Source organism: Derxia lacustris, assembly GCF_002105195.1.
GTDB lineage: Bacteria > Pseudomonadota > Gammaproteobacteria > Burkholderiales > Burkholderiaceae_E > Derxia > Derxia lacustris.
In genome coordinates this window covers 188,212-209,523 of sequence record NZ_MUHU01000002.1, presented here as the reverse complement: position 1 = coordinate 209,523, position 21,312 = coordinate 188,212, and the positions used below count along the sequence as shown (strand labels likewise).

Here is a 21,312-nt window from a genome sequence, read left to right as displayed (position 1 = left end):
AAGGGTTGCTGAATACCTGCGGTTTACCTGATCGATTTAATATAATTTCGTAGCCGATTCAACATTCTTTTTATTTACCAGCTAGTGTCTGTCCCCTACAATCCGCCGACCATTCAATCCTGCGTGACTGGCGAATACGTGGGCTCACCACGGGGGAGCGCAGGGCGCGGCGGTCGAGAACCCGCAGCGCGGTGATGGCAGGCCAACCGGCTCCGCCACCGCGCAAGGGTTCCAGCACCTGCCGCATCAGCCGTTCGCCTGGGCATCGATGGTGAAACAGCGGTCTCGCGCGGCGGTCAGTCCGCCCCGTGGCCGGCATTCCACCCCCGTCCCGTCCCTGAGGAATCCATGTTCAATCGCGCTACCCACACCATCGCCTCGGTCGATGCCGAACTCTGGTCGGCCATCCAGGCCGAAAACGGTCGCCAGCAAGACCACATCGAACTCATCGCCAGCGAGAACTACACCTCGCCGGCCGTCATGGAAGCCCAGGGCTCCCAGCTGACCAATAAGTACGCCGAGGGCTATCCCGGCAAGCGCTACTACGGTGGCTGCGAATTCGTGGACGTGGTCGAGCAGCTCGCCATCGACCGCGTGAAGAAGCTGTTCGGCGCCGAAGCCGCCAACGTGCAGCCCAACTCGGGCTCGCAGGCCAACCAGGCCGTGTTCATGGCCTTCCTCAAGCCCGGCGACACGATCATGGGCATGAGCCTGGCCGAAGGCGGCCACCTCACGCACGGTATGGCGCTCAACCAGTCGGGCAAGTGGTTCAACGTGGTGTCCTACGGCCTGAACGAAGCCGAGGACATCGACTACGACCGCATGGAAGCGCTGGCGCGCGAAGCCAAGCCCAAGCTCATCATCGCGGGCGCCTCGGCGTTTGCGCTGCGCATCGATTTCGAGCGCTTCGCCAAGATCGCCAAGGAAGTCGGCGCGATCTTCATGGTCGACATGGCGCACTACGCGGGCCTGATCGCCGCCGGCGTGTACCCCAACCCGGTGCCCTTCGCCGACGTGGTCACCAGCACCACGCACAAGAGCCTGCGCGGCCCGCGCGGCGGCATCATCCTGATGAAGGCCGAGCATGAGAAGGCGATCAATTCGGCCATCTTCCCCGGCATCCAGGGTGGTCCGCTCATGCATGTGATCGCGGGCAAGGCGGTGGCGTTTCAAGAGGCGCTGCAACCCGAGTTCAAGGCTTACCAGGAGCAAGTGGCCAAGAACGCCAAGGTCATGGCCGAGACGCTCATCAAGCGCGGTCTGCGCATCGTGTCGGGCCGCACCGAGAGCCACGTCATGCTCGTCGACCTGCGCGCGCTCAAGATCACCGGCAAGGAAGCCGAGAAGGTGCTCGGCGAGGCGCACCTGACGGTGAACAAGAACGGCATCCCCAACGACCCGGAGAAGCCCTTCGTCACCTCGGGCATCCGCGTCGGCACGCCGGCGCTGACCACGCGCGGCTTCAAGGAAGCCGAGACCGAGAAGACCGCCAACCTCATCGCCGACGTGCTGGCCGCGCCGGGCGATGCCGCCGTGCTGGAGCGCGTGCGCGCCGAGGTGAAGACGCTGACCGACGCCTTCCCGGTGTACGGCAGCAAGTAAGCGGCGAGGGCACCGGCATGCACTGCCCGTTCTGCGGACACGACGACACGTCGGTGCTCGAAACCCGCCTGACCGATGGCGGTCAGGTCAATCGCCGGCGCCGGCGCTGTCCGGCCTGCGACAAGCGCTTCACCACCTACGAGCGCATCGAGGTGATGCTGCCCGTGGTGGTCAAGCGCGACGGCAGCCGCGTGGAGTACAGCCGCGACAAGCTCAAGGCCAGCTTCACGCTGGCGCTGCGCAAGCGCCCGGTGAGCGCCGCGGCGGTGGATGATGCGATCACGCGGATCGAGGACAAGCTGGTATCGCTCGGCGCCAAGGAAGTGCCGAGCGAGCGCATTGGCGAACTCGTGATGCGCGAGCTGAAGAAGCTCGACAAGATCGCCTACATCCGTTTTGCAAGCGTGTACTTCAGCTTCAACGACGTGGGCGAGTTCAAGGAAGTCATCCAGGAAGTCGAGAAGTCGCGGCGGCGCTGAGCCATCCCGCGACCGGCGGGGGAGCCGACGATGTTCACCGAGTTCGACCATGCCCACATGCGCCGCGCGCTTGCCGCCGCGCGCCAGGGGCTGTTCACCACCACACCCAATCCGCGCGTGGGCTGCGTCATCGCGCGCGGCGACGAGGTGCTGGGCGTGGGCTTTCATCGCCGCGCCGGCGAGCCGCATGCCGAGGTGATGGCGCTGATGGATGCGCGCGCCAAGGTCGGGCCGGACGGCATCGTGGGCGCGACCGCCTACGTCACGCTCGAACCCTGCAATCACTTCGGCCGCACGCCGCCGTGTACCGGCGCGCTGCGCGAGGCAAAGATCGCCCGCGTGGTGGCGGCGATGGAAGACCCCAATCCGCAGGTGGCCGGACGCGGCCTGCAAACCCTGCGCGACTTCGGCATCGACGTGCGCTGCGGCCTGCTGCGCAGCGAGGCCGAGGCGCTGAATCGCGGCTTCATCTCGCGCATGACGCGCGGCCGGCCCTGGGTGCGCATGAAGATCGCGGCCAGCCTCGACGGGCGCACCGCGCTCGAGAACGGCGTGTCGCAATGGATTACCGGCGAGGCGGCGCGCACCGACGGCCATGCCTGGCGCGCGCGCGCCTGCGCCGTGCTCACCGGCCTTGGCACCGTGCGCGCCGACGATCCGCAGCTGAATGTGCGGCTGGTCGAAACCCCGCGCCAGCCCAGGCGCGTGCTGATCGATGCCCACCTCGGCGTGCCGCTTGAAGCCAAGATCGTGGCGACCGGCACGCTGGTGTTTGCCGCCGGCCTGCACGACCCGACCGTTGCGCTCAAGGCCGACGCGCTCGCGCGCCGCGACGTGGAAGTGGTGTCGCTGCCCGACGCCAGCAACAAGGTCGATCTGCCCGCGATGCTGACCGAGCTGGGCAAGCGCGGCATCAACGAGCTGCATGTGGAGGCCGGCGAAAAGCTCAACGGCTCGCTGCTGCGCGAGGGCTGCGTGGACGAGCTGCTTATCTACCTCGCGCCCTGCCTGCTCGGCCCCGGACGCGGCATGGCGGCGCTGCCCGAACTCACCGAACTCGACGGCCGGCTCGCGCTCGACACCCATTCGGTCGAGCTGCTGGCCGACGGCGACGTGCGCCTGCTGGCCTACGTGCGGCCGCGCTGAAGCGGCACCCGTCCGCGACGGGCCGGCTCCCGCCTGTCATGCGCGGGTGCGCTGCGAGTGGATGCCCACGCGAGGCGGCGTCGATGATCGCCGGCTGAGCCGATCCCGCCGCCGACATCGAGCGCGCCGGGACGGCCATCCGGAGACCCGTCATGAGCACCACCCTGCGCATTGCGCTTGCAAGCCTGGCGCTCGCCTGCGCCGCATCCGCCCGCGCCCAGACCACCCTCTACGCCAGCCGCCCGGCCAGCAATGTGCCGCCGCAATCGCTGAGCGAAGGCGTGGACTACGAAGGCAGCCACTGGACCACCTTCAACAAGGGCTATCGCGGCTTCCGCTATTCGCAGCTCGACGAGATCAACCGCGCCAACATCGGCGCCGTGCGCGAGCTGTGCCGCTTCGACAGCGGCGAGACGCTGGCCTTCCGCAGCGGGCCGGTGGTCTACGACGGCACGCTGTTCTTCACCACCGCGCGCAGCACCTATGCCATCGACGCCAACAGCTGCGCGCTGCGCTGGAAGCATGAATGGCAGCCGCTCGGCCCCGAGAACGGCCGCAGCAACAACGGCGCGACCATTGCCGAGGGCCGGGTGTTCCGCGGAACCAACGACGGCTATCTGATTGCGCTCGACGCCGTCACCGGCCGGCTGCTGTGGCAGACCGCCGCCGCCGATCCCAACCTGGGCGAGTACGCGGTGGCGGCGCCGCTGTCGGCCAACGGACAGGTCTACATCGGCAAGGCCGGCGGCGATTCGGGCATTCGCGGCCAGATGATGGCGTTCTCGGCGGTCGACGGGCACAAGCTCTGGGGCTTCGACACGGTGCCGCAGGTGGGCCAGCCCGGCGCCGAAACCTGGACCAATCCGCTCAGCCTGGCGCATGGCGGCGGCGGCACCTGGACCAGCTATTCGCTCGTGCCCTTCGCCAATCTGCTGCTGATTCCCGTGGGCAATCCGGGGCCCGACTACAACAAGGCGGTGCGACCGGGCCGCAACCTCTATACCAACAGCCTGGTGGCGCTCGATGCGACGACCGGCGCGCTCAGGTGGAGCTATCAGCTGCTCGGCCCCGAGGACCGCGACTGGGATACGTCGGTGGTGTCGTCCTACACCGACTGGGATGGGCGCCGCGTGGTGGCCGTGGCCGGCAAGGACGGCGTGCTGCATGTGGTCGACCAGAACACCGGCAAGCCGCTGTTCAAGCTGCCGGTGGTGCCGCAGGTCAACACCACTGGCGACATTCCGCCGGCGCCCGGCCTGTGGTTCTGCCCGGTGGCGGCGGTGCAATGGAACGGCCCGGCCTACAGCCCGATGACCAATCTGGTCTATGTGGGCGCCATCGACTGGTGCGCGCGCGCCATCCAGGGCCCGACGCCGGTGTTCACGCTGCGCCAGCCTTATCTGGGCTGGGCCAACGGCTATGGCACGCGCGATCCGATCGAGCTGGCCGGCGGCTGGATCACGGCGGTCGATTCGCACACCGGCATGGCGCGCTGGCGCTGGCATTCGAGCAAGCCGCTGCTGGCCGGCGTGACGGCGACGGCGGGCCAGCTGGTGTTCACCGCCGACCTCGAAGGCCGCCTCGTGGCCATCGATGCGACCAGCGGCGTGCAGCTGCGCATGATCCGCACCGGCGCGCCCAACGGCGGCGGCGTGATTTCGTATCGCGCGGGCGGCCATCAGCGCCTGGCGGTGGCGAGCGGCTATACCCATCCGGTCTATCAGGCGGCGGGCGGCAGCGCGACCATCGTGGTGTTCGGCCTGTGACGTCTGGGCAGGTTTGCGGCGGTTTTGAAACCTTTTTGTAAGCTAGGCTTCGGCTTGGCTTTGGGCTTTTCGTCCCAAACTTGCCTTCAGGCCGGATCGCGCCCTGCGTCGCAGGCGCGCGCCCGCCGGTTTCTTCGTGAATGGAGTCCATCCAAGTGAGCAAGACCCCTTCCCGTCTCGTCGCCGCTCTCATTGCGACGTCGGTAGTTCTGTCGGTCGCCGCGCCTGCCGAGGCGCGCGTTGGCAGTGGCAGGTCCTCGTCGGCGGGCGCTTCGCGCTCGTCTTCTTCCTCGTATGCCGTGGCGCCGTCGTCGTCGCGCGTGGGTTCGGGCGGTGCCAGCGGCATGCAGCGGCCCGAGGTGATGAACCGCGTGCGCGGCCAGGATGCCCAGCCGGCCCAGGCCGGTGGCTATGCGGCGCCGGCGGCCGGTGCTGCGGCAGCGCCGGCAGGCGCGGCAGCCGGCGCGCCGGCACGCTCGGGCAGCAGCTGGGTCGCCCCGGCGCTGGCCGGTGCGGCCGTGGGCGCGGCGGCCGGTTATGTGGCCAGTGAAGCCATGCGGCCGAATGCGCCTGCCGGTGGCGGCAACTACAACAACGGTGGCGTGAGCGGCGGCGGCGCGCCGATGGAGCCGGCGGCGGCCAGTGCGGCGGCGCCGGCGGCCGGCTATGGCGCGATGCCGGGCCAGCAGTCGTCGGGCGGCGGCATGTGGCTGTGGCTGCTGGTCGGTCTGCTGGGCGCCGGCGCCTTCTACATGTGGAAGCGCAATCAGGCGCGGCCGGCGGCGGCGGTGCCGGGCGCGTATTCGGCCGGCGGCAGCAATGCCTATCGCACGGCGGCGCCGGCGGCCGGTGCCGTCGGCTACGGGCCCGATGCCGACGAGCTGCAACGTGTCGCGCCGGCCTTCTTCAAGACCATGCAGGACCTGAACAACAGCGGTGACGTGGAAGGCCTGCGCAAATACACCACGCCGATGATGTTCGAGCAGCTGCGCGTCGATCTGGACGGCCGTGGCGGCCCGGCCGACACCCAGGTGGTCGACATGCGTGCCGAGGTGGTCGACTTCACGCGCAACGGCGACGGTGCCCAGGTGGCGAGCCTGCGCTTCCGTGGCCATGTGAGCGAAGCCGGCGCGCCGGCCGAAACGGTGGACGAGGTCTGGCATCTGCTGCGCGAGCAGGGCGACGGCTGGCGTCTGGCCGGCATCGAGCAGGTGTGATCGGCTAGCGCCGATCGGCAATGAGAAACGGCCGCCTTCGGGCGGCCGTTTTCGTTTGGGCGCGATGCTCGGGCGCTGGCGGGCGCGCCGGCAAGGCCGCGCAGCGCGCCGACGTGGCTGGCGTCAGTAGCCGGTGGCTTCGCCGCCGAGCGCTTCGGTCAGGCGCCGCAGCGCGAGCGTCTGGCGCTGGCCGTAGTCCTCCAGCGCGGCGCGCAGCCGGGTCACTTCGGCCGGATCGAGCTTGTCGCGCAGCGAGAGCGCAAAGGCTTCGAGCGGCGCGGCGCCGTCGGCGGCATCGAAGCGGTCGGCTTCGACATCGGGCGCGAAGGCGCGGAACACCGACTTGGCCGACCAGGAGCCGTCCATGGCCGGGTGGTAGGCGTTGGCGCGCAGCAGATGGAACAGGTCGACGATGCGGGCGGCGGCGTTGTTGAGCGCCGGCGCGAGGTCGTCGAACAGCTGGGCCAGCTCGGTCATGCGATTGCGCTCGAAGCCGGCGTTGTAGGCGAACACCGGGCCGGTCTCGCCCAGCACCGCCAGCAGGCTGAGCGTGAAGGCGCGGCGCGGGTCGCCGCTGCGGTCGGCCAGAAAGCTGTGGTGCTCCACGCCGCTGCCGTCGGCGCGCTCGACATCGCAGGCCCATTGATAGGGCAGCACCTGGTAGGGCCGGGTGCCGGGCCAGATCGGCACGGCAAAGCCGATGGTCTCGAAGCGCAGCCAGCGGCGCCGGCCCGGGTAGCGGCTGAGTTCGCGCGCGGCGGCGGCCTCGACGATGGGCTGGCCGGCGAGCACGGCGCGCTGCATGCGGCGCAGCCGGTCGCTGGGCAGGCGGGTGAGCGGCACGTCGGCGAGGCTGGTGCGGCCTTCGGCGCGCAGCTGGGCGGCGAGGTCGCGGCCGAACAGGTCGAGCCGCAGCCGGTCGGCTTCGGCGGCCGGGCCTTGGGGCGGCGGCGCGCAGTGGCTGTCGAGATAGGGGCAGGGCGTGGGCCGCAGGCAGTGGGCGCCGGGCGGAATGGCGGGCTCGGGGCCCTCGGGCAGATGGTGCAGGTCGGCGATCCACTGGCCGAGCGGCCGGTCCTCGACGCTGGCGCTGACCTCGATCGGCGCGAACAGGCCGCCGTACCAGCCGTAGCCGGGATAGACGAAGTCGGTATCGATGCGCGCCACGTCGACGCCGGCCACATGCACGCCGGCATTGCGCACCGCGCGCGCGGCGAGCGCGACCAGGTCGATCTCATGCTCGCCAAAGCTGCTGGCGTGGCGGATGCCGACCACGCGCCAGCGGCCCGGCGCGCCCTTTTCGAGCGGCACCAGCAGGTCGACGCGCACATCCAGGCCGTCGTCGCCGCTGAAGCAGGCATCGATGATCGGGCGCGGCGCGGCGGCGGTCAGGGCGCGTGCGGTGGCCACCACGCGTTCGGCGAACGGCGCGTCGGCCGGGATGCGCACCGCGCCGGGCCAGGCGCGGCCGAGCACGTCGGCGACCAGCGCATCGACCGGGGCGGCGGACTCGGCATCGCCGCGCTGGCGGTGCAGCCAGTGGCGACGCGGGCATTGCCGGAAACGGGCGAAGTCGGACTCGGTGAGGGCTGGCATGGCGGGGGAGGTTTCTGGTTGTCGTGCGTCCAGTGTGCGGATTCCCGGGCGCGGCGCAAGGATATTGGCGCGCGGGATGGCTGGACGCGACAGCCGGCGCCGGCGTCAGGCCGGATCGGCGGCGTCGCCGGGCGGCGGCAGTTGCGCGAACACGCTGGCGTCGGGGCGCGCCAGATCGGTGACGTAGCGGATCTCGCGCACTTCGCTCTCGCCGCGCACGATGGTCTTTTCGCTGCCGTCGGGGCCGAAGCCGGCGCGCTGGTAAAAGCTGCGCGCGCGCCGGTTGTCGGCCAGCGCCCAGAGCAGCACGCGCCGGAAGCCGAGCTGGCCGAGCGCCTCGCGCGCGGCGCGCCACAGCGCGGTGCCGACGCCGTTGGACCAGATCATCGGATCGACGCAATGGCCGAGCACCTCGCCGGCGCCGGCCGGTGCGTCGGCGTCGCGCGCCGGGCCGATGGCGATCCAGCCGTTGAGATCGCGGTCGGCATCGTCGGTGGCGACGAACACGGTGGCGCTGCGCCGCACGATGGCATCGCGCCAGTAGGCCTCGCGCTCGCCGGCCGAGAGCGAGGCGAGAAAGCTCTCGGGCAGCAGCCCGCGATAGGCGGCCTGCCAGGCGTGGACATGGATGCGCGCGATCGCGGCGGCGTCGCTGGCGCGCGCCGGCCGCACCGCGCCGCGTCCGGGCGGCAGCACGAAGCGGAACAGGCTGCGGTCGCCGTCGGTCCGCTCGCTCACGTCGGCCAGGCGCGGCAGTGTGCTGAGCGTGGAGCGCCAGAAGTCGCGCGCGCCGTCGAGCCGCGGCAGCGTCTCCACCTTCCATTCGCCCGGAAATTTCCACAGCAGCGCGCGCGCGGCCCAGCGGCCGATGCCGTGCCGGCGCCATTCGGGCCGCACATGCAGCTCGGCCAGCTCGAAGCGGCCGTCTTCCACGCGCCGGCGCACCAGCGCAAAGCCGGCCAGCCGGCCGTCCTGCTGGATGAGGAAGGGAAAGTAGTTGTCGTCGCGCCAGTAGCGCTCGATGTCGCCCGGCGCGATGCACAGCTCGGCACAGTGTTCGACCAGCATCGCCTCGACCAGCGGGCGGTCGTCGGCATCGGCGCGTCGCAGTTCGGTGAAGGCGGCAGTCATGGCTGGCGCGGCGTCCTGGGGTTTTCCGGGGGCGGTTTTCCGACGATGGTAGTGGTGGCGCCGCCGGCAAACCAGCGCGGCAGATGCGGCAGGGCGTGTTCGAGCGATTCGAGCACCGCGACGGCATGCTCGCGCGTGTGGTCGCAGGCCGGCTTGAGGTCGGGCACGGCCACCAGCCCCATGCCGGCGGCAAAGGCGGCGCGCGCGCCGTGATCCGAGTCCTCGAACACCAGGCAGTCGGGCGCGGCGGCGCCCAGGCGCTCGGCGGCGAGCAGGAAGATGTCGGGCTCGGGCTTGCCGCGCGCTACTTCGTCGCCGCCGGTGATGCTGGCGAACAGCGGCAGCAGGCCGGTGCGGTCGAGCCGGCGCGCCACCTCTTCGCGCCGGGTGGACGAGGCCACGCCGCAGCGCACGCCGGCCGCCGCGAGCGCCGCGACAAGCGCTTGCACGCCGGGCTTCACGTTGTAGCCGTGCACATCGTGATGGGCGCGCAGCGCGAGATTGGCGTGACGGAACACCGCGTCGTAGTCGAAGTCGGGGCCGTAATGCGCGCACAGCCGGATGCGCGATTCATTGATCGGCCGGCCGATGATGTCGAGCCAGACCGCATCGTCGAACACGAAGCCGAAGTTCGGCAGGCTCACGGCCCAGGCGTCGCGAATGGGCCGTTCGCTGTCGAGCAGCAGGCCGTCCATGTCGAAGATCGCGGTGGTGTACATGCGCATTTGCTGGGGCTGAAATGAAGATCGGCGCGTCATCCATGCCCCGACTCGCGGAGTGACATGGATGACGCGCCGACCGAAACGCCGCGTGCCGGAGCGGGTAGCTCCGGCGGCGGTGATCAGATCACGCGGATGTTCGCGGCTTGCAGACCCTTCTGGCCCTGCTTGACTTCGAACTCAACGCGCTGGTTTTCCTTCAGGCTGCGAAAACCGCCTTCGTTGCGGATTTCGCTGAAGTGCGCGAACAGATCCTTGCTGCCGTCTTCGGGGGTGATGAAGCCGTAGCCTTTGGCGTCGTCGAACCACTTCACGGTGCCAGTCTGAATACTCATGGAACTTGTTTCCTTGCCGAGTGAAATAAAAAAGTAAAACCCTCCGGCCGCTTGAACGGCAGGAACAGAAACACTCAAGAAACGCCAACCGGGAGCTCAAACCAGGCCGGCCCCGCAAACTTGCACGCGGAGCGGAGTGGGAAAAAAGACCTTGAAAAACGGGTCTTGCGCATATCTGTGGCAGCCAGTGTACCCCGCAGTCGAGCAGGGTTTGGAAATGCGTTGGGCCGTGGTTACGTTTTGGGCTTCGAAACATCACCGCGATGGACGCAGCGTGGTCGGCAGGCATGAATCGCGCGGTCTGGCACACCGCTCGCATTCAGCCTTCTCCGGTGGGCCGAATCCGACAAAAACCGTCGGCCAAGGCGCGCGGTGTCGCGGTCAGGGCGCAATCGATGTGCGCATTGGCACGAACCCGACAGCGCCGGCCGGGCGGCCCCGAACCCACACCTCCACGGGAGCGCGCATGTCAGTGCCAGCAGAAATTTTCCGGTCGAGCAGCATTCGCGGGCTCGTACGCCAGACGCTCACCCCCCAGATTGCCGAGAAGATCGGTCTTGCCATCGGCAGCGAAGCGGCCGCGCGCGGCATCAAGCGCATCGCCGTCGGGCGCGATGGCCGCCTGCTGTCGGCCGATTACGCCAGCGCCGTCGCCGGCGGCATCAACGATGCCGGTGTCGACGTGATCGACGTGGGCCTGTGCGCCACGCCGGTGCTGCAGTTCGCGGCGCACGAAGCGGCCGGCGGCAGCGGCGTGATGATTACCGGCGGTCGCAGCAACGCCCAGTGGGATGGCCTGCGCGTGATGCTCGCCGGCGTGCCGCTGTGCGGCGATGCGATCGCGGCGCTGTACCAGCGCGTCGAGGCCGGCGACTTCGCCAAGGGCTCGGGCGATTACGAGCGCGAAAGCTTCGACGAGGCCTACATCGACAAGGTCGCGGCCGACATCAAGCTCGCGCGTCCGGTGAAGCTGGCGCTCGACTGCGGCAACGGCGCGACCGGCGCCATCGCCGAGGAGCTGTTCCGCCGCATCGGCGCGACGGTGAGCGTGATCTGGCCGCAGGTGGACGGCAATTTCGCCAACCATTTTCCCGATCCGACCAACCGCGAGAACCTCATCGACCTGGTCTCGACCCAGCGCAGCAGCGCGCAGGGCGAAGTCGGCATCGCGTTCAGCTGCGACGGCGCCGGTCTGGGCGTGGTCGACACGCGCGGCTATGCGATCGAGGCCGACCGCGTGCTGATGCTGCTGGCCGCCGATCAGGTCGCGGCCACGCCCGGGCTCAAGGTCGTCGGCGACGTGAAGACCTCGCCGCGCCTGGCCGGCTGGCTGGCCGAGCGCGGCGCGAGCATCGGCTATGCGCCGAGCGGCCACGGCTTCATCGAGGCCGCCATGACGGCCGACGGCGCGACGCTCGGCGGCGAGTACAGCGGCCACTTCTACTTCCGTGACCGCTGGCATGGCCATGACGACGCGCTCTACGCCGCAGCGCGCATCGCCGAGGCGCTGTCGCACCAGCCCGACGGGCCGGCGGCGGTGGCGGCGCTGTCCAAGGCCTTCACCGCGCAGGAAGTGCGCATCAAGGTCAACGAGGGCGAGGCCGGACCGCTGGTGGCCGAGATCGCGGCCAAGGCCAGCTTCGACGGCGCGCCGGAAATCGTCACGACCGACGGCCTGCGCGTGATCTGGCCCGACGGCTTCGGCGTGCTGCGCGCCTCGAGCACCGGGCCGGCGCTGACGCTGCGCTTCGAGGGCGCGAGCGACGCGGCCTACAAGCGGGTGCAGGCCGCCTTCCGCGCCGCGATCCAGACGGCCCGGCCGGGCGTGGCGCTGCCGTTCTGAGCCGACGGGCCCGGATCAGCCGCTGCCGCAGGCGCTGCGGCGGTCACCGGGCCTGACGCCGCCGTCCTGAACGGGCGACCGGGCTTGGCGCCCGATTCAATACGGACGAGCGGCGCCGGGCACCCGTGGCCTGCGCGGCATGGCGCTCATTGGGCGGCCGCAAGCAAGACGGCCCGGCCGCCTTGTCGGGCGGTCGGGCCGTCGATGGTGCCGACGCGGCTTGCCGCGTGGCGCTTCAGGCGCCCGGCGGCGGATCGAGCAGGGCGACGAGATTGAGCGTCATGTTGCCCTTGGTCGCATCCGAGTACGGGCAGATGGCCTTGGCCCGTTCGAGCAGGCTGTCGGCGGTGGTCTGGTCGAAGCTCGCCGCCATGTGCACGGTGAGCGTGAGCGCGATCTTGTACTGGCCCTCGAAGGTCACGTACATCGTCATGTCCGACTCGACATAGCTGCCCTTGAGCGGGAGCTTGTCGAGCTTGGCGATGTGGCGCACCGAATGCTCGAAGCAGGCGGCGAATGCGCCGGCGAACAGCATCTCGGGATTGGGGCCCTCGCCCTTGCCGCCCATCTCCTTCGGCACCGACAGCTTGAGCTTGAAGCTGCCGTCATCGCTCTGGATCTGGCCGCCGCGGCCGCCTTGCGTGAGCATCTTTGTCTTGTAGACGACGTCCATCTGAAATTTCCTTCGCGCCGGATGGTTGAATGGTTGCTGCCGGACACTCCGAAGCAACCGCCGTGCGCGCTGCCATCGGCCGGCGTTTCGCAGGCGACCGAAGGCGGCCGCAGCGGGCCGTGCAAGGGCCGATTCACCACGGCAGCCGGGCGCCCGACCGGCAATGCACGGCCGCGGATGCGGCGGAACGATGCGTTTGCGCGGCCGGCCGTCGGCGTCGCCGCTCGGCACGCGACTGGCATGTCTGTCGCGCTGTGTTCCATTCACGACAAGCGCGCGGCAACGACCGCGCCGGAGAGATTCATGAAAGTTTTCATCACCCACGGCGCCAGCCCGCTCGCCCGCGCACTCGCCACGCAGCTGCTGGAGCGCAACCGGCTCACCGATTCGGGCGGCCGCGAAAGCGCCATCGATCGCATCCTGCTGCTCGACAGCGCGCCGGCCGAGAAGTCGGCCGACAAGCGCATCCGAAACGTGTCGGGCCGCTACGACGATCCGAGCCTGCTCGGCGAGCTGATCGATGCCGACTACTGCGCGATCTTCGACCTGACGACGGTCGGCGCGGTGGCCGGCGCCACGCTCGACGCCATCGTGCTGCTGATGGAAATCATCCGCGAGACCGGGCACCGGCCGAAGCTGGTGGTCGGCACCACGCTCGCGCTCGACGAGGCGGCGCTGCCGGTGCTGCGCTACACGCAGATGTCGGCGATCGACGGCCGGGTGCTGAAGCTGGCCGAGACCGACGGCGCGGCGGCGGTCGCGGCGCTGATCGATGCGCATGAGCGCACGGCGGAGTCGCTCGGCGACGCGCGCTTCTTCTGATGGCGGTCGCTGCCGTGGCGGTCCGGCGGGTTCAGGCCTGGAGGCTGAGGCCGCCGCTCGCGGAAGCGGCGGCGCCACCGTCGGCGGTGCCGAGCGAGGTATAGAGCGCGGCGGTGACGCCGCTGGCTGGCGCGGCCGGGGCGGCGCTCGCGGTCGATGCGGTGCCGGAGGCCGACAGCGCGCGCTCGGCCTGCGCGAGTTCGCGCCGGGCGTCCTCGTCGCCTTCGCGCAGCCTTGCGCGTGCGAGCGCGATCACCTCGCGCAGCAGGCGCCTGGCGTCTTCGAGCTGGCGCTGGAGCGGGGAAGCGTCGCCGCCCGATTGCGCCGGGCTGCGGGCGTGCCGGCTGCGGCCCGCGGCGTCGGTGGCGGCGGACGCGGACGAGTCGCGGTCGGAATCGCGGTCGGCATCCTGGTCAGAGGCGGAGGACTCGTCGGCCGCGTCGGCCGACGGGCTGCCTGTCGGGGCGATGTCGGTGCCGCCGCTCGGGATCGGCTCGGCGCTGACGGGCGTGGCGCCGGCCGAGCCGCTTCCGGCCATGCCGGCGGCGCGTGCGGCCTGCGCGAGTTCGCCGGCAAGGCCGCCGATCTCGCGCGCGAGCAGCCTGGCCTGCTGCGGGCTCGCATGCTGCAGCAGCATGCGCAATTCCATCAGGCGCGCCTGGAGCCGGGCGATCTTGCCGGCGGCGCGCTGCCGCGCGATCTGCTTCGCGTCGGGCAGGTTGCGCATCTGGTTCATCGCCTGGGCCAGCGTCTGCTGCTCGCGCTGGTGCCGGGCCGTGCGGGCGGCGGCCGGATCGCCCGCCGTCGTGGTTGCAAGCGCGGCGAACAGGGCGGATGACGTGATGTTCATGGGCGTGTCGGGAAGCGCTTTGCCCGGATTGACGGCCGTGCCGCCGCCGGATGAAGCGCCGCCCGCCGGCCGGTGCCGCCGCGCCTCAGAACGTGTGGCTCACGCCCGCCGCCAGATACATCGACGACCGCGCGCCCGCCTTCAGCGCCGTGCCCGTGTCCAGCGCCGCGCCGCCCGCGTTGAAGCGCTCGGCATCGGCCACCGCGTAGAGCGTCGTGCGCTTCGACAACTTGCACTCCGGCACGAGATAGAACTTGCGCGCGACCTGGTCGGCCGCGTTGTCGAAGCCGCGCCTGGCGCGATAGGCCGCGAAGGTCAGATCGAGCGCCGGCGTGGCCGACCAGGTGAGGCCGGCCGACTGGATGCCGGTTTCCTGGCCGTGATAGGCCGCCGCATTGCCCTCGATCGCATTGCGCGTCCAGGTCGCGGCGAGGCGCAGGCTGTCGTTGCGCCAGGTCGCGCCGACCATGCCGGCGTCGAGCTGGGCGCCGGTCGCATCCTCGAAGCGCGCGAAGGCGCCGCGCAGGCCGAAGCCCGCACCATCCCAGCCCGCGAGCGCGCCCCAGGACCGGTTGGCCGAGGCGCCCGCCGTGGCCGACTCGCCGAAGGCCATCATCGCCGTGCCGGTGAAGCCGCCCTTGCGCAGGCTGTACTTCACGGCGTTGTCCTGCCGGTCGAGCGCATTGCCCGCGAAGCCCGGGTTCGCGCCGAAGCTGCCCGCGATCGGCGCCGCCGGCCCGGCCAGATAGCCGAGCCGCACATTGAGGTTGGTGGCCGAGTTGTTCGCGCGCAGCGGATCGGTCGCGGCAAAGCCCTCGGTCAGCACCGTGGTCTGGCGGCCGAGCGTGAGCGTGCCGGTCGCCGCGCTGCCGATGCCGACGAAGGCATTGCGGTCGAACAGCCGGCCCGCGTTCGCCTGGGCGCCGGTATCGAGTGCAAGCGATTGCGCGATGTCGAACACCGCCGAGTAGCCGTTGCCCAGATCCTCCGTGCCCCGGAAGCCGAGCCGCGAGGTCTGCCAGGCGCCCGACTGGATCGCGCGGCCGCTGCCGCCGGGCCGGTTGCCCTGGTTGACATAGGCCGCGTCGGCGATGCCGAACAGCGTCACGGTCGATTGCGCGGCGGCGCTGCCGGCCAGCGTGAGCGCGGCGGTGGTGAGCGCGCCGCGCGCGATGAGTCGTCCCCTCATGTCTTTCCTCTTGGTGGTTGTGGTGCGGGCGATGCGTTCTGCGCCGCATCGCCCGTGGGGCCGGCCGTCAGGCCAGCCAGCCCTTGATGCGCTCGGCCAGCACCTCGCGCGAGATGCCGTAGAGGTCGTGCAGCGTCGGCAGCGCGCCGGCGCGCAGATAGGCGTCGGGCAGGCCCGCGAGCCGGAAGCCCGCCGGGAACACGCGCTCGCGCATCAGCAGCGCCGACACCGCCTCGCCGAGACCGCCGACGACGGTGTGGTTCTCGGCCACGACCACCAGCCGGCCTTCGCGGCGGCAGGCGTCGAGCAGGGCGGCCTCGTCGAGCGGCTTGATCGTCGGCACATGCAGCACGCCCACGTCCACGCCGTCGGCCTTGAGCTGGTCGGCCACCTCGAGCGCGCGCATGGTCATGATCCCGGTCGAGACGATGAGCACGTCGCGGCCGTCGCGCAGCGTCTTCGCCTTGCCGATCTCGAAGCGGTAGCCGTATTCGTCGAGCACGCAGGGCACCTGGCCGCGCAGCAGGCGCATGTAGACCGGGCCGTCGTGCGCGGCGATGGCGGGCACGGCCTGCTCGATGTCGGTCGCGTCGCAGGGGTCGATCACCGTGAGATTGGGGATCGCGCGCATCAGCGCGAGGTCTTCGGTCGCCTGGTGGCTCGGGCCGTAGCCGGTGGTCAGGCCCGGCAGCGCGGCGCAGATCTTGACCGGCAGGTTCTCCTCGACGATCGCCTGGTGGATGAAGTCGTAGGCGCGGCGGGTGGCGAACACCGCGTAGGTCGTCGCGAAGGGCACGAAGCCCTCGTGCGCGAGGCCGGCGGCGGCGCCCATCAGCACCTGCTCGGCCATGCCCATCTGGAAGAAGCGCGACGGATGCTGCTTCGCGAAGATGTGCAGGTCGGTGTACTTGGCCAGGTCGGCGGTCAGGCCGACGATGTCGGCGCGCTGCTCGGCCAGCGCGGCGAGCGCATGGCCGAAGGGCGCGGGCTTGGTGCGCTGACCTTCGGCGGCGATCGAGGCGATCATCGCCGAGGTGGTCAGCTTCTTCTTCACGGGCGCGGGAGCGGTCGGCGCGTTCATGCGGTTTCCTTGTTGCTGTCGTCGAGCACGGCGAGCGCGAGCGCCCATTCATTGGCCTCCACGCGGATGAAGTGGGCCTTGTCGCGCGATTCGAGGAAGGGCACGCCACGGCCCAGGCGGGTGTCGGCGATGAGGACGCGCGGCTGGCTGCCGGGCAGGGTGCGCAGCTCGGTCAGCGCGGCGAGCACGGCGGGCAGGTCGTTGCCATCGACGCGGCGCACGGCCCAGCCGAAGGCGGCCCACTTGTCGGCCAGCGGCTCGTAGCGCATCACGTCGCTCGAATGGCCGTCGGCCTGCATGTTGTTGGCATCGACGATGCAGATGAGGTTGGCGAGGCCGTGGTGGGCGGCGGCCTGAGCGGCTTCCCAGGTCGAGCCTTCGTCGAGTTCGCCGTCGCCCATCAGGTTGACGACGCAGTTGCCGCTGCCCTTCTGGCGCAGGCCGAGCGCGATGCCGACGGCGATCGTCAGGCCCTGGCCGAGCGAGCCGCCCGACATCTCCATGCCCGGCGTGTAGCTGGCCATGCCGCTCATGGGCAGGCGGCTTTCGTCGGAGCCGTAGGTTTCGAGTTCGTCCTCGGGGATGACGCCGGCGTCGATGAGCGCGGCATAGAGCGCGATCGCGTAATGGCCGCAGCTCAGCAGGAAGCGGTCACGGCCTTCCCAGTGCGGGTCGGCGGGATCGAGCCTGAGCAGATGGCCGTAGCAGACGGCGAGCACATCGGCCACGCCGAGGGCCTGGCCCACATAGCCCTGGCCCTGCACCTCGCCCATGCGCACCGCGAGGCGGCGGATGTTGAGGGCGCGGGCGCGCAGCTTTGCAAGCAGTTCGGGATCGGTGGCCGGCGCGCTGCCGGCGGGGGGGATGTCGTGCGGATTCATGCGGCTCGGGCCTTTGCACTGAGGTGGTGGTGGACGTAGGCGAGCGCGGCGGCGAGCCGCGACTCGATGTCGGCGAGCGGCACGCGGAAGGGCGTGCGGCTCGGCAGTCCGTCGGGACCGCGATGCAGGCGCATCGGCAGCTCGATGGACACGCAGACGGCCGGCCGGGCGGCCAGCGCGGGCATCACGCGGGCGCAGCCGGCATCGCCGTCGCCGAGGGCGGTCAGAAACCAGCCGTCGGCGCGCGCGCGCACGTCCTTGAGATGGACTTGCGCGCAATGGGGCAGGGCGGCGATCGCATCGGCGGCGGCGTCGGTGCCGGGCCGGTGCGACAGCAGGTTGCCGAGGTCGTGGTTGAGCGCGACGCGCGGCGAACCGATGCGGGCCAGCAGGGCGATGCCGTCGGCCGCGCGGTTGAACAGGTTGTCGCTGCCGTGGCCGGGGTTCTCGAAGCAGATGACCAGCCCCAGCTCCTCGGCCAGCGGCAGCAGGCGTTCGAGGTTGCGCAGGAAGCGCGCCTCCACCGGCCGGTCGGCCGCGTGGGTGTTGACCAGCTTCGCGCCGAGGCGGGCCGCGAAGCGCATGCGCCTGCCGAACACCTTCACCGCGTCGGCCCGGCCGAGGTCCATGTGGGCCGAGACCGTGTGGCAGGCGAGGCCGGCGGCGGCGATGTCGCGGGCCAGCGTCGCGGCCTGGCGCTCGCCGAACTCGCGTTCGTCGGCCGAGATCGCGTACACCGGCACCATCGACGGCTCGACATGCGTGGCGCCGAGGCGGGCGAGGCTGTCGAGCATGCGGTCGGCCGGGTAGCCGTCGTAGGCCACCGACGACACGGCCACGATGCGCTGGGTTGCAAAAGTTTGCATGGCTTGGCTCGCTGCCGCCCGCCGCCGGCGCTCGTGGCGCCGGGGCCGGCGGCCTGCGCTCAGGTGAGGAAGCCGATCGAGAACCAGGGCACGGCCGCGACGAGGATCAGGCCGAGCAGCAGCACGCCGAGATAGGGCCAGATGCGGCGCAGGCCGGCATCGGGACTCACGCGGCCGATGGTGCAGGCGGCGTAGTAGCCGAGGCCGAAGGGCGGCGCGAACAGGCCGATGCCCATCGCCAGGATGATGACCATCGCGTAGTGCACCTCGTGCACGCCGAGCTGGCGGGCGATCGGGAACAGCAGCGGCGCGAACAGCACCATCGCCGGAATGCCCTCCAGCACGCTGCCGAGCACGACGAAGGCCGCGATCGACACCAGCAGGAAGCCCCAGCGCCCGCCCGGCATGCCGGCCATGAACTCGGCCAGCGCATGGGCGAAACCCGACTGCGTCAGCGCCCACGACATGCCGGTGGCAGTGCCGATGATGAACAGGATCGCGCCCGACAGGGCCGCCGTCTCGACCAGCACGCCGGGCAGGCGCTTCCAGTCGAAGCGGCGGTAGATGACGATGCCCGCCAGCACCGTGTAGGCGATGCCGAGGGTCGAGACCTCGGTCGCGGTGGCCACGCCGCGCACCACGGCGGTCCGGATCAGCAGCGGCAGCAGCAGCGCGGGCAGGGCGACGAGCAGCGCCTTTCGCACCACGGCCATCGGCGCGCGCCGGATGTCGAGCAGATGCTCGTGGCTGCGCTGGCGCGCCAGCACGGCGAGCAGCAGCGCGAGCACCACGCCGGGCAGGATGCCGCCGGTGAACAGCGCGCCGATCGACACGCCGGCCACCGAGCCGATCGTGATGAGCACCAGCGACGGCGGAATCGTCTCGGCCATCGCGCCCGAGGCGGCGAGCAGCGAGATCGTCTCGCCCTCGGGATTGCCGCGCTTCTTCATCTCGGGCAGCAGCACCGGGGCGACGGCGGCCATGTCGGCCGTCTTGGCGCCCGAGATGCCCGACACCAGCAGCATCGCGCCGAGCAGCACGTAGTTGAGGCCGCCGCGCACATGGCCGAGCAGCGAGGCGAGGAAGTCCACCATCGCCTTGGCCATGCCGGTCATCTCCACCAGATGGCCGAGCAGGATGAACAGCGGCACCGCCAGCAGGATCAGCGAGCTCATGCCCTCGTCCATGCGGCCGGCCACCACCTCCAGCGGCGTGCTCGACGTGCCGAGCAGAAAGGCCACCGTCGCGAGGCCGAAGCAGAACGCGATCGGCACGCCGGCCAGCACGCCCGCGCCGAGCAGCACGGCGAAGAACAGGACGAGGTTCCAGTTGCCCATCGCGACGAGCGCATCGCGACCCAGCCACACCGCGCAGGCCAGCGCCGCGATCAGACCGGCGGCCACCCCCACCTCGCGCCAGCCGAGGCGGGCCAGGCGCAGCAGGCTGATCGCCACCATGAACACGCTGCCGACCGGCACCGCCGCCGCGCGCACGGTGTTGGACCAGCCGAGCGCCGGCGTCTCGACCACCCATTCGCCTTCGGCGTAATCGATCATCGGCGGCAGCAGCATCAGCAGGAAGACGCAGGGCGCGGCGATCGCGAGCGCCTCCGCATACGCTTGCACGCGCGGGCCGAGCTGGCCGACCAGCGCCGTCATGCGCATGTGCGAGCCGTGGCGCAGCGCGACGGCGGCGCCGAAGTTGGCCAGCCACAGGAAGACGATGGACGCGAGTTCGTCGGCCCAGGTCAGCGGCATGTTGAACACGAAGCGCGCGATGACCGCGCCGAGCAGGATCAGCACCTCGGCCAGCACCGCGATCGCGGCCGGCACCTCGATGCAGCGGCCGAGCCAGTGGTCGATGCGGCCGATCCAGCCATCGCCGGCGGTGGCCGGCGGCGTGAGGGCGAGGCCGGCGCTCATCCCAGCGCTCCGACGGCGTCCTGCAGCAGCTTCCAGGCTTCGTCGCCGTACCTGGCGCGCAGCTCCTTGTAGAAGCCGGCCTTGTCGAGCGCGGCCTTGAAGGCGGCCTTGTCGGCATCGACGAATTGCAGGCCCTTGCCCGACAGCTCGGCGCGCAGGCTCTGGCTCAGCGCGGCGATGTCGGTGCGCTCGTCGAGCGCGGCGCGGTCGAATTCGCGGAACACGATTTCGCGCACATCCGCCGGCAGGCGCTCGACCGCGCGGCGGTTGCCGAGAATCCAGTAGGCGTCCCACACATGGTTGGTCGTCGAGCAGAATTTCTGCACTTCGTACAGGCGCGCGGTCGAGATGATCGGCAGCGCGTTCTCCTGGCCCTCGACCAGCTTGGTCTGGAGCGCGGAGTAGGCCTCGTTGAAGTTGATCGGCGTGGCGCCCGCGCCGAGCGCCTGGAACAGCGACATCAGCATCGGCGCCGAGGGCACGCGCAGCTTGAGGCCGCGCAGGTCGTCGGGCGTCTTGACCGGCCTGGTGGACGTGGTGACCTGGCGGAAGCCGTTGTCCCAGGGGCGCGACATGGTGATGAGGCCGATCTTCTCGATCTGGGCGCGCACATGCTTGCCGAGGGCGCCGTCCATCGCGCGCCAGACCTCGTCGTAGTCATGGAAGGCGAAGCCGGTGTTGACGATGCCGACCGCCGGCACGAGCGAGGTCAGCACCACGTTGGCCTGGTTGAAGAACTCGACGCCGCCGCTGCGCACCTGGGCTTGCAGGTCGGTGTCGGAGCCGAGCTGGTTGGCCGGGAACAGGCGGATTTCGAGCCGGCCGTTGGTCGCGTTGCGGATGCGGTCGATGGCTTCCTGGGCGCGCCGGTTGACCGGATGGGTCGGGTCCTGGCCGGTGGCGAGCTTGTAGGTGAACTCGGCCGCGTCGGCGCGGCGCGTGAGGATCGAGAACAGCGGCAGCGCGGCGGCCGCCTTGATCGCTTGCCGGCGTCGTGCGCTGGCGGGCTGGTGGGTTTGGCTCATCGCCTGTCTCCGGAAGTGAGCGACGCGGGAAGGGCGCGTCGCCGGACTCACTGCTTGTTGTTGTGTGTGCCGCGCCCGGTCTTGCGCCGGGCGGGTTTGCGCCGAGGTGGGCGGAATCGGGATGGGCCGCGTCGCGCGGGCGATCGCGGCCCGGCCGGCGCGCATTCGC

The 21,312-nt window shown here is 70.7% G+C and carries 19 protein-coding genes; 7 read left to right on the top strand and 12 right to left on the bottom strand.

The features are described 5' to 3' along the window. The first annotated feature begins 348 nt into the window (after positions 1-348). The 5 genes from glyA to B9P64_RS02785 all read left to right on the top strand — a co-directional run bounded on the left by glyA (position 349) and on the right by B9P64_RS02785 (position 6,210). A complete protein-coding gene (gene glyA, locus B9P64_RS02805) occupies positions 349-1,602 on the top strand; it encodes a serine hydroxymethyltransferase (RefSeq protein WP_085314754.1) in 1,254 nt (417 codons plus the stop codon). A gap of 17 nt (positions 1,603-1,619) precedes the next feature. Then, positions 1,620-2,081, top strand: coding sequence for a transcriptional regulator NrdR (nrdR, locus tag B9P64_RS02800; protein ID WP_085314753.1), 462 nt, complete (start codon positions 1,620-1,622; stop codon positions 2,079-2,081). Positions 2,082-2,111: 30 nt separating this feature from the next. Continuing rightward, complete coding sequence (ribD, locus tag B9P64_RS02795; protein WP_085314752.1) at positions 2,112-3,227, top strand: bifunctional diaminohydroxyphosphoribosylaminopyrimidine deaminase/5-amino-6-(5-phosphoribosylamino)uracil reductase RibD; 1,116 nt, start codon at positions 2,112-2,114, stop codon at positions 3,225-3,227. 152 nt (positions 3,228-3,379) lie between these two features. Next, positions 3,380-4,993 carry a pyrroloquinoline quinone-dependent dehydrogenase gene (locus tag B9P64_RS02790; protein ID WP_085314751.1) on the top strand — a complete coding sequence of 538 codons (1,614 nt, stop codon included), beginning with the start codon at positions 3,380-3,382 and terminating at the stop codon, positions 4,991-4,993. A 155-nt stretch (positions 4,994-5,148) separates the two neighbouring features. Beyond that, the gene (locus B9P64_RS02785; RefSeq protein ID WP_176256699.1) at positions 5,149-6,210 is read left to right on the top strand and encodes a Tim44 domain-containing protein; all 1,062 of its coding nucleotides are present in this window, start codon (positions 5,149-5,151) and stop codon (positions 6,208-6,210) included. 123 nt (positions 6,211-6,333) lie between these two features. Here B9P64_RS02785 and B9P64_RS02780 read toward each other — a convergent pair whose 3' ends face one another. From B9P64_RS02780 to B9P64_RS02765, 4 genes are all read right to left on the bottom strand, one after another. Beyond that, a complete protein-coding gene (locus tag B9P64_RS02780; protein ID WP_085314749.1) occupies positions 6,334-7,806 on the bottom strand; it encodes a DUF2779 domain-containing protein in 1,473 nt (490 codons plus the stop codon). Between the two features lie 105 nt (positions 7,807-7,911). Next, on the bottom strand, positions 7,912-8,937 hold the full coding sequence (locus tag B9P64_RS02775; protein ID WP_085314748.1) for a GNAT family N-acetyltransferase: 1,026 nt from the start codon (positions 8,935-8,937) through the stop codon (positions 7,912-7,914). Beyond that, a complete protein-coding gene (locus B9P64_RS02770; protein ID WP_176256698.1) occupies positions 8,934-9,656 on the bottom strand; it encodes an HAD family hydrolase in 723 nt (240 codons plus the stop codon). The genes B9P64_RS02775 and B9P64_RS02770 overlap by 4 nt, the downstream gene beginning before the upstream one ends. A gap of 122 nt (positions 9,657-9,778) precedes the next feature. Next, entirely contained in the window at positions 9,779-9,985 is a 207-nt protein-coding gene (locus tag B9P64_RS02765; protein ID WP_176256720.1) for a cold-shock protein, read from the bottom strand. Between the two features lie 472 nt (positions 9,986-10,457). Here B9P64_RS02765 and B9P64_RS02760 point away from each other — a divergent pair, with 472 nt between their 5' ends. Continuing rightward, complete coding sequence (locus tag B9P64_RS02760; protein WP_176256697.1) at positions 10,458-11,834, top strand: phosphomannomutase/phosphoglucomutase; 1,377 nt, start codon at positions 10,458-10,460, stop codon at positions 11,832-11,834. 235 nt (positions 11,835-12,069) lie between these two features. Here the strand turns inward: B9P64_RS02760 and B9P64_RS02755 are convergent, their stop codons facing one another. Further along, positions 12,070-12,507, bottom strand: a complete 438-nt coding sequence (locus B9P64_RS02755; protein ID WP_085314744.1) for an Ohr family peroxiredoxin — start codon at positions 12,505-12,507, stop codon at positions 12,070-12,072. Positions 12,508-12,810: 303 nt separating this feature from the next. On the opposite strand from B9P64_RS02755, the gene B9P64_RS02750 reads away from it, so the two are divergent. After that, positions 12,811-13,329: a Rossmann-fold NAD(P)-binding domain-containing protein gene (locus B9P64_RS02750; protein WP_085314743.1), complete on the top strand. Its 519-nt coding sequence runs from the start codon at positions 12,811-12,813 to the stop codon at positions 13,327-13,329. A gap of 31 nt (positions 13,330-13,360) precedes the next feature. On the opposite strand, the gene B9P64_RS02745 is transcribed toward B9P64_RS02750, so the two are convergent. From B9P64_RS02745 to B9P64_RS02715, 7 genes are all read right to left on the bottom strand, one after another. Continuing rightward, a complete protein-coding gene (locus B9P64_RS02745) occupies positions 13,361-14,179 on the bottom strand; it encodes a hypothetical protein (RefSeq protein ID WP_085314742.1) in 819 nt (272 codons plus the stop codon). 85 nt (positions 14,180-14,264) lie between these two features. Further along, the gene (locus B9P64_RS02740; protein ID WP_085314741.1) at positions 14,265-15,368 is read right to left on the bottom strand and encodes a porin; all 1,104 of its coding nucleotides are present in this window, start codon (positions 15,366-15,368) and stop codon (positions 14,265-14,267) included. A 67-nt stretch (positions 15,369-15,435) separates the two neighbouring features. Beyond that, entirely contained in the window at positions 15,436-16,449 is a 1,014-nt protein-coding gene (locus B9P64_RS02735; RefSeq protein WP_085314740.1) for a transketolase family protein, read from the bottom strand. Further along, positions 16,446-17,330, bottom strand: coding sequence for a transketolase (locus B9P64_RS02730; RefSeq protein WP_085314739.1), 885 nt, complete (start codon positions 17,328-17,330; stop codon positions 16,446-16,448). The genes B9P64_RS02735 and B9P64_RS02730 overlap by 4 nt, the downstream gene beginning before the upstream one ends. Beyond that, the gene (locus B9P64_RS02725; RefSeq protein WP_085314738.1) at positions 17,327-18,196 is read right to left on the bottom strand and encodes a sugar phosphate isomerase/epimerase family protein; all 870 of its coding nucleotides are present in this window, start codon (positions 18,194-18,196) and stop codon (positions 17,327-17,329) included. The genes B9P64_RS02730 and B9P64_RS02725 overlap by 4 nt, the downstream gene beginning before the upstream one ends. Before the next feature lie 59 nt (positions 18,197-18,255). Next, the gene (locus B9P64_RS02720; protein ID WP_085314737.1) at positions 18,256-20,118 is read right to left on the bottom strand and encodes a TRAP transporter large permease; all 1,863 of its coding nucleotides are present in this window, start codon (positions 20,116-20,118) and stop codon (positions 18,256-18,258) included. Beyond that, positions 20,115-21,143 carry a TRAP transporter substrate-binding protein gene (locus B9P64_RS02715; RefSeq protein ID WP_085314736.1) on the bottom strand — a complete coding sequence of 343 codons (1,029 nt, stop codon included), beginning with the start codon at positions 21,141-21,143 and terminating at the stop codon, positions 20,115-20,117. The genes B9P64_RS02720 and B9P64_RS02715 overlap by 4 nt, the downstream gene beginning before the upstream one ends. Positions 21,144-21,312: the final 169 nt, after the last annotated feature.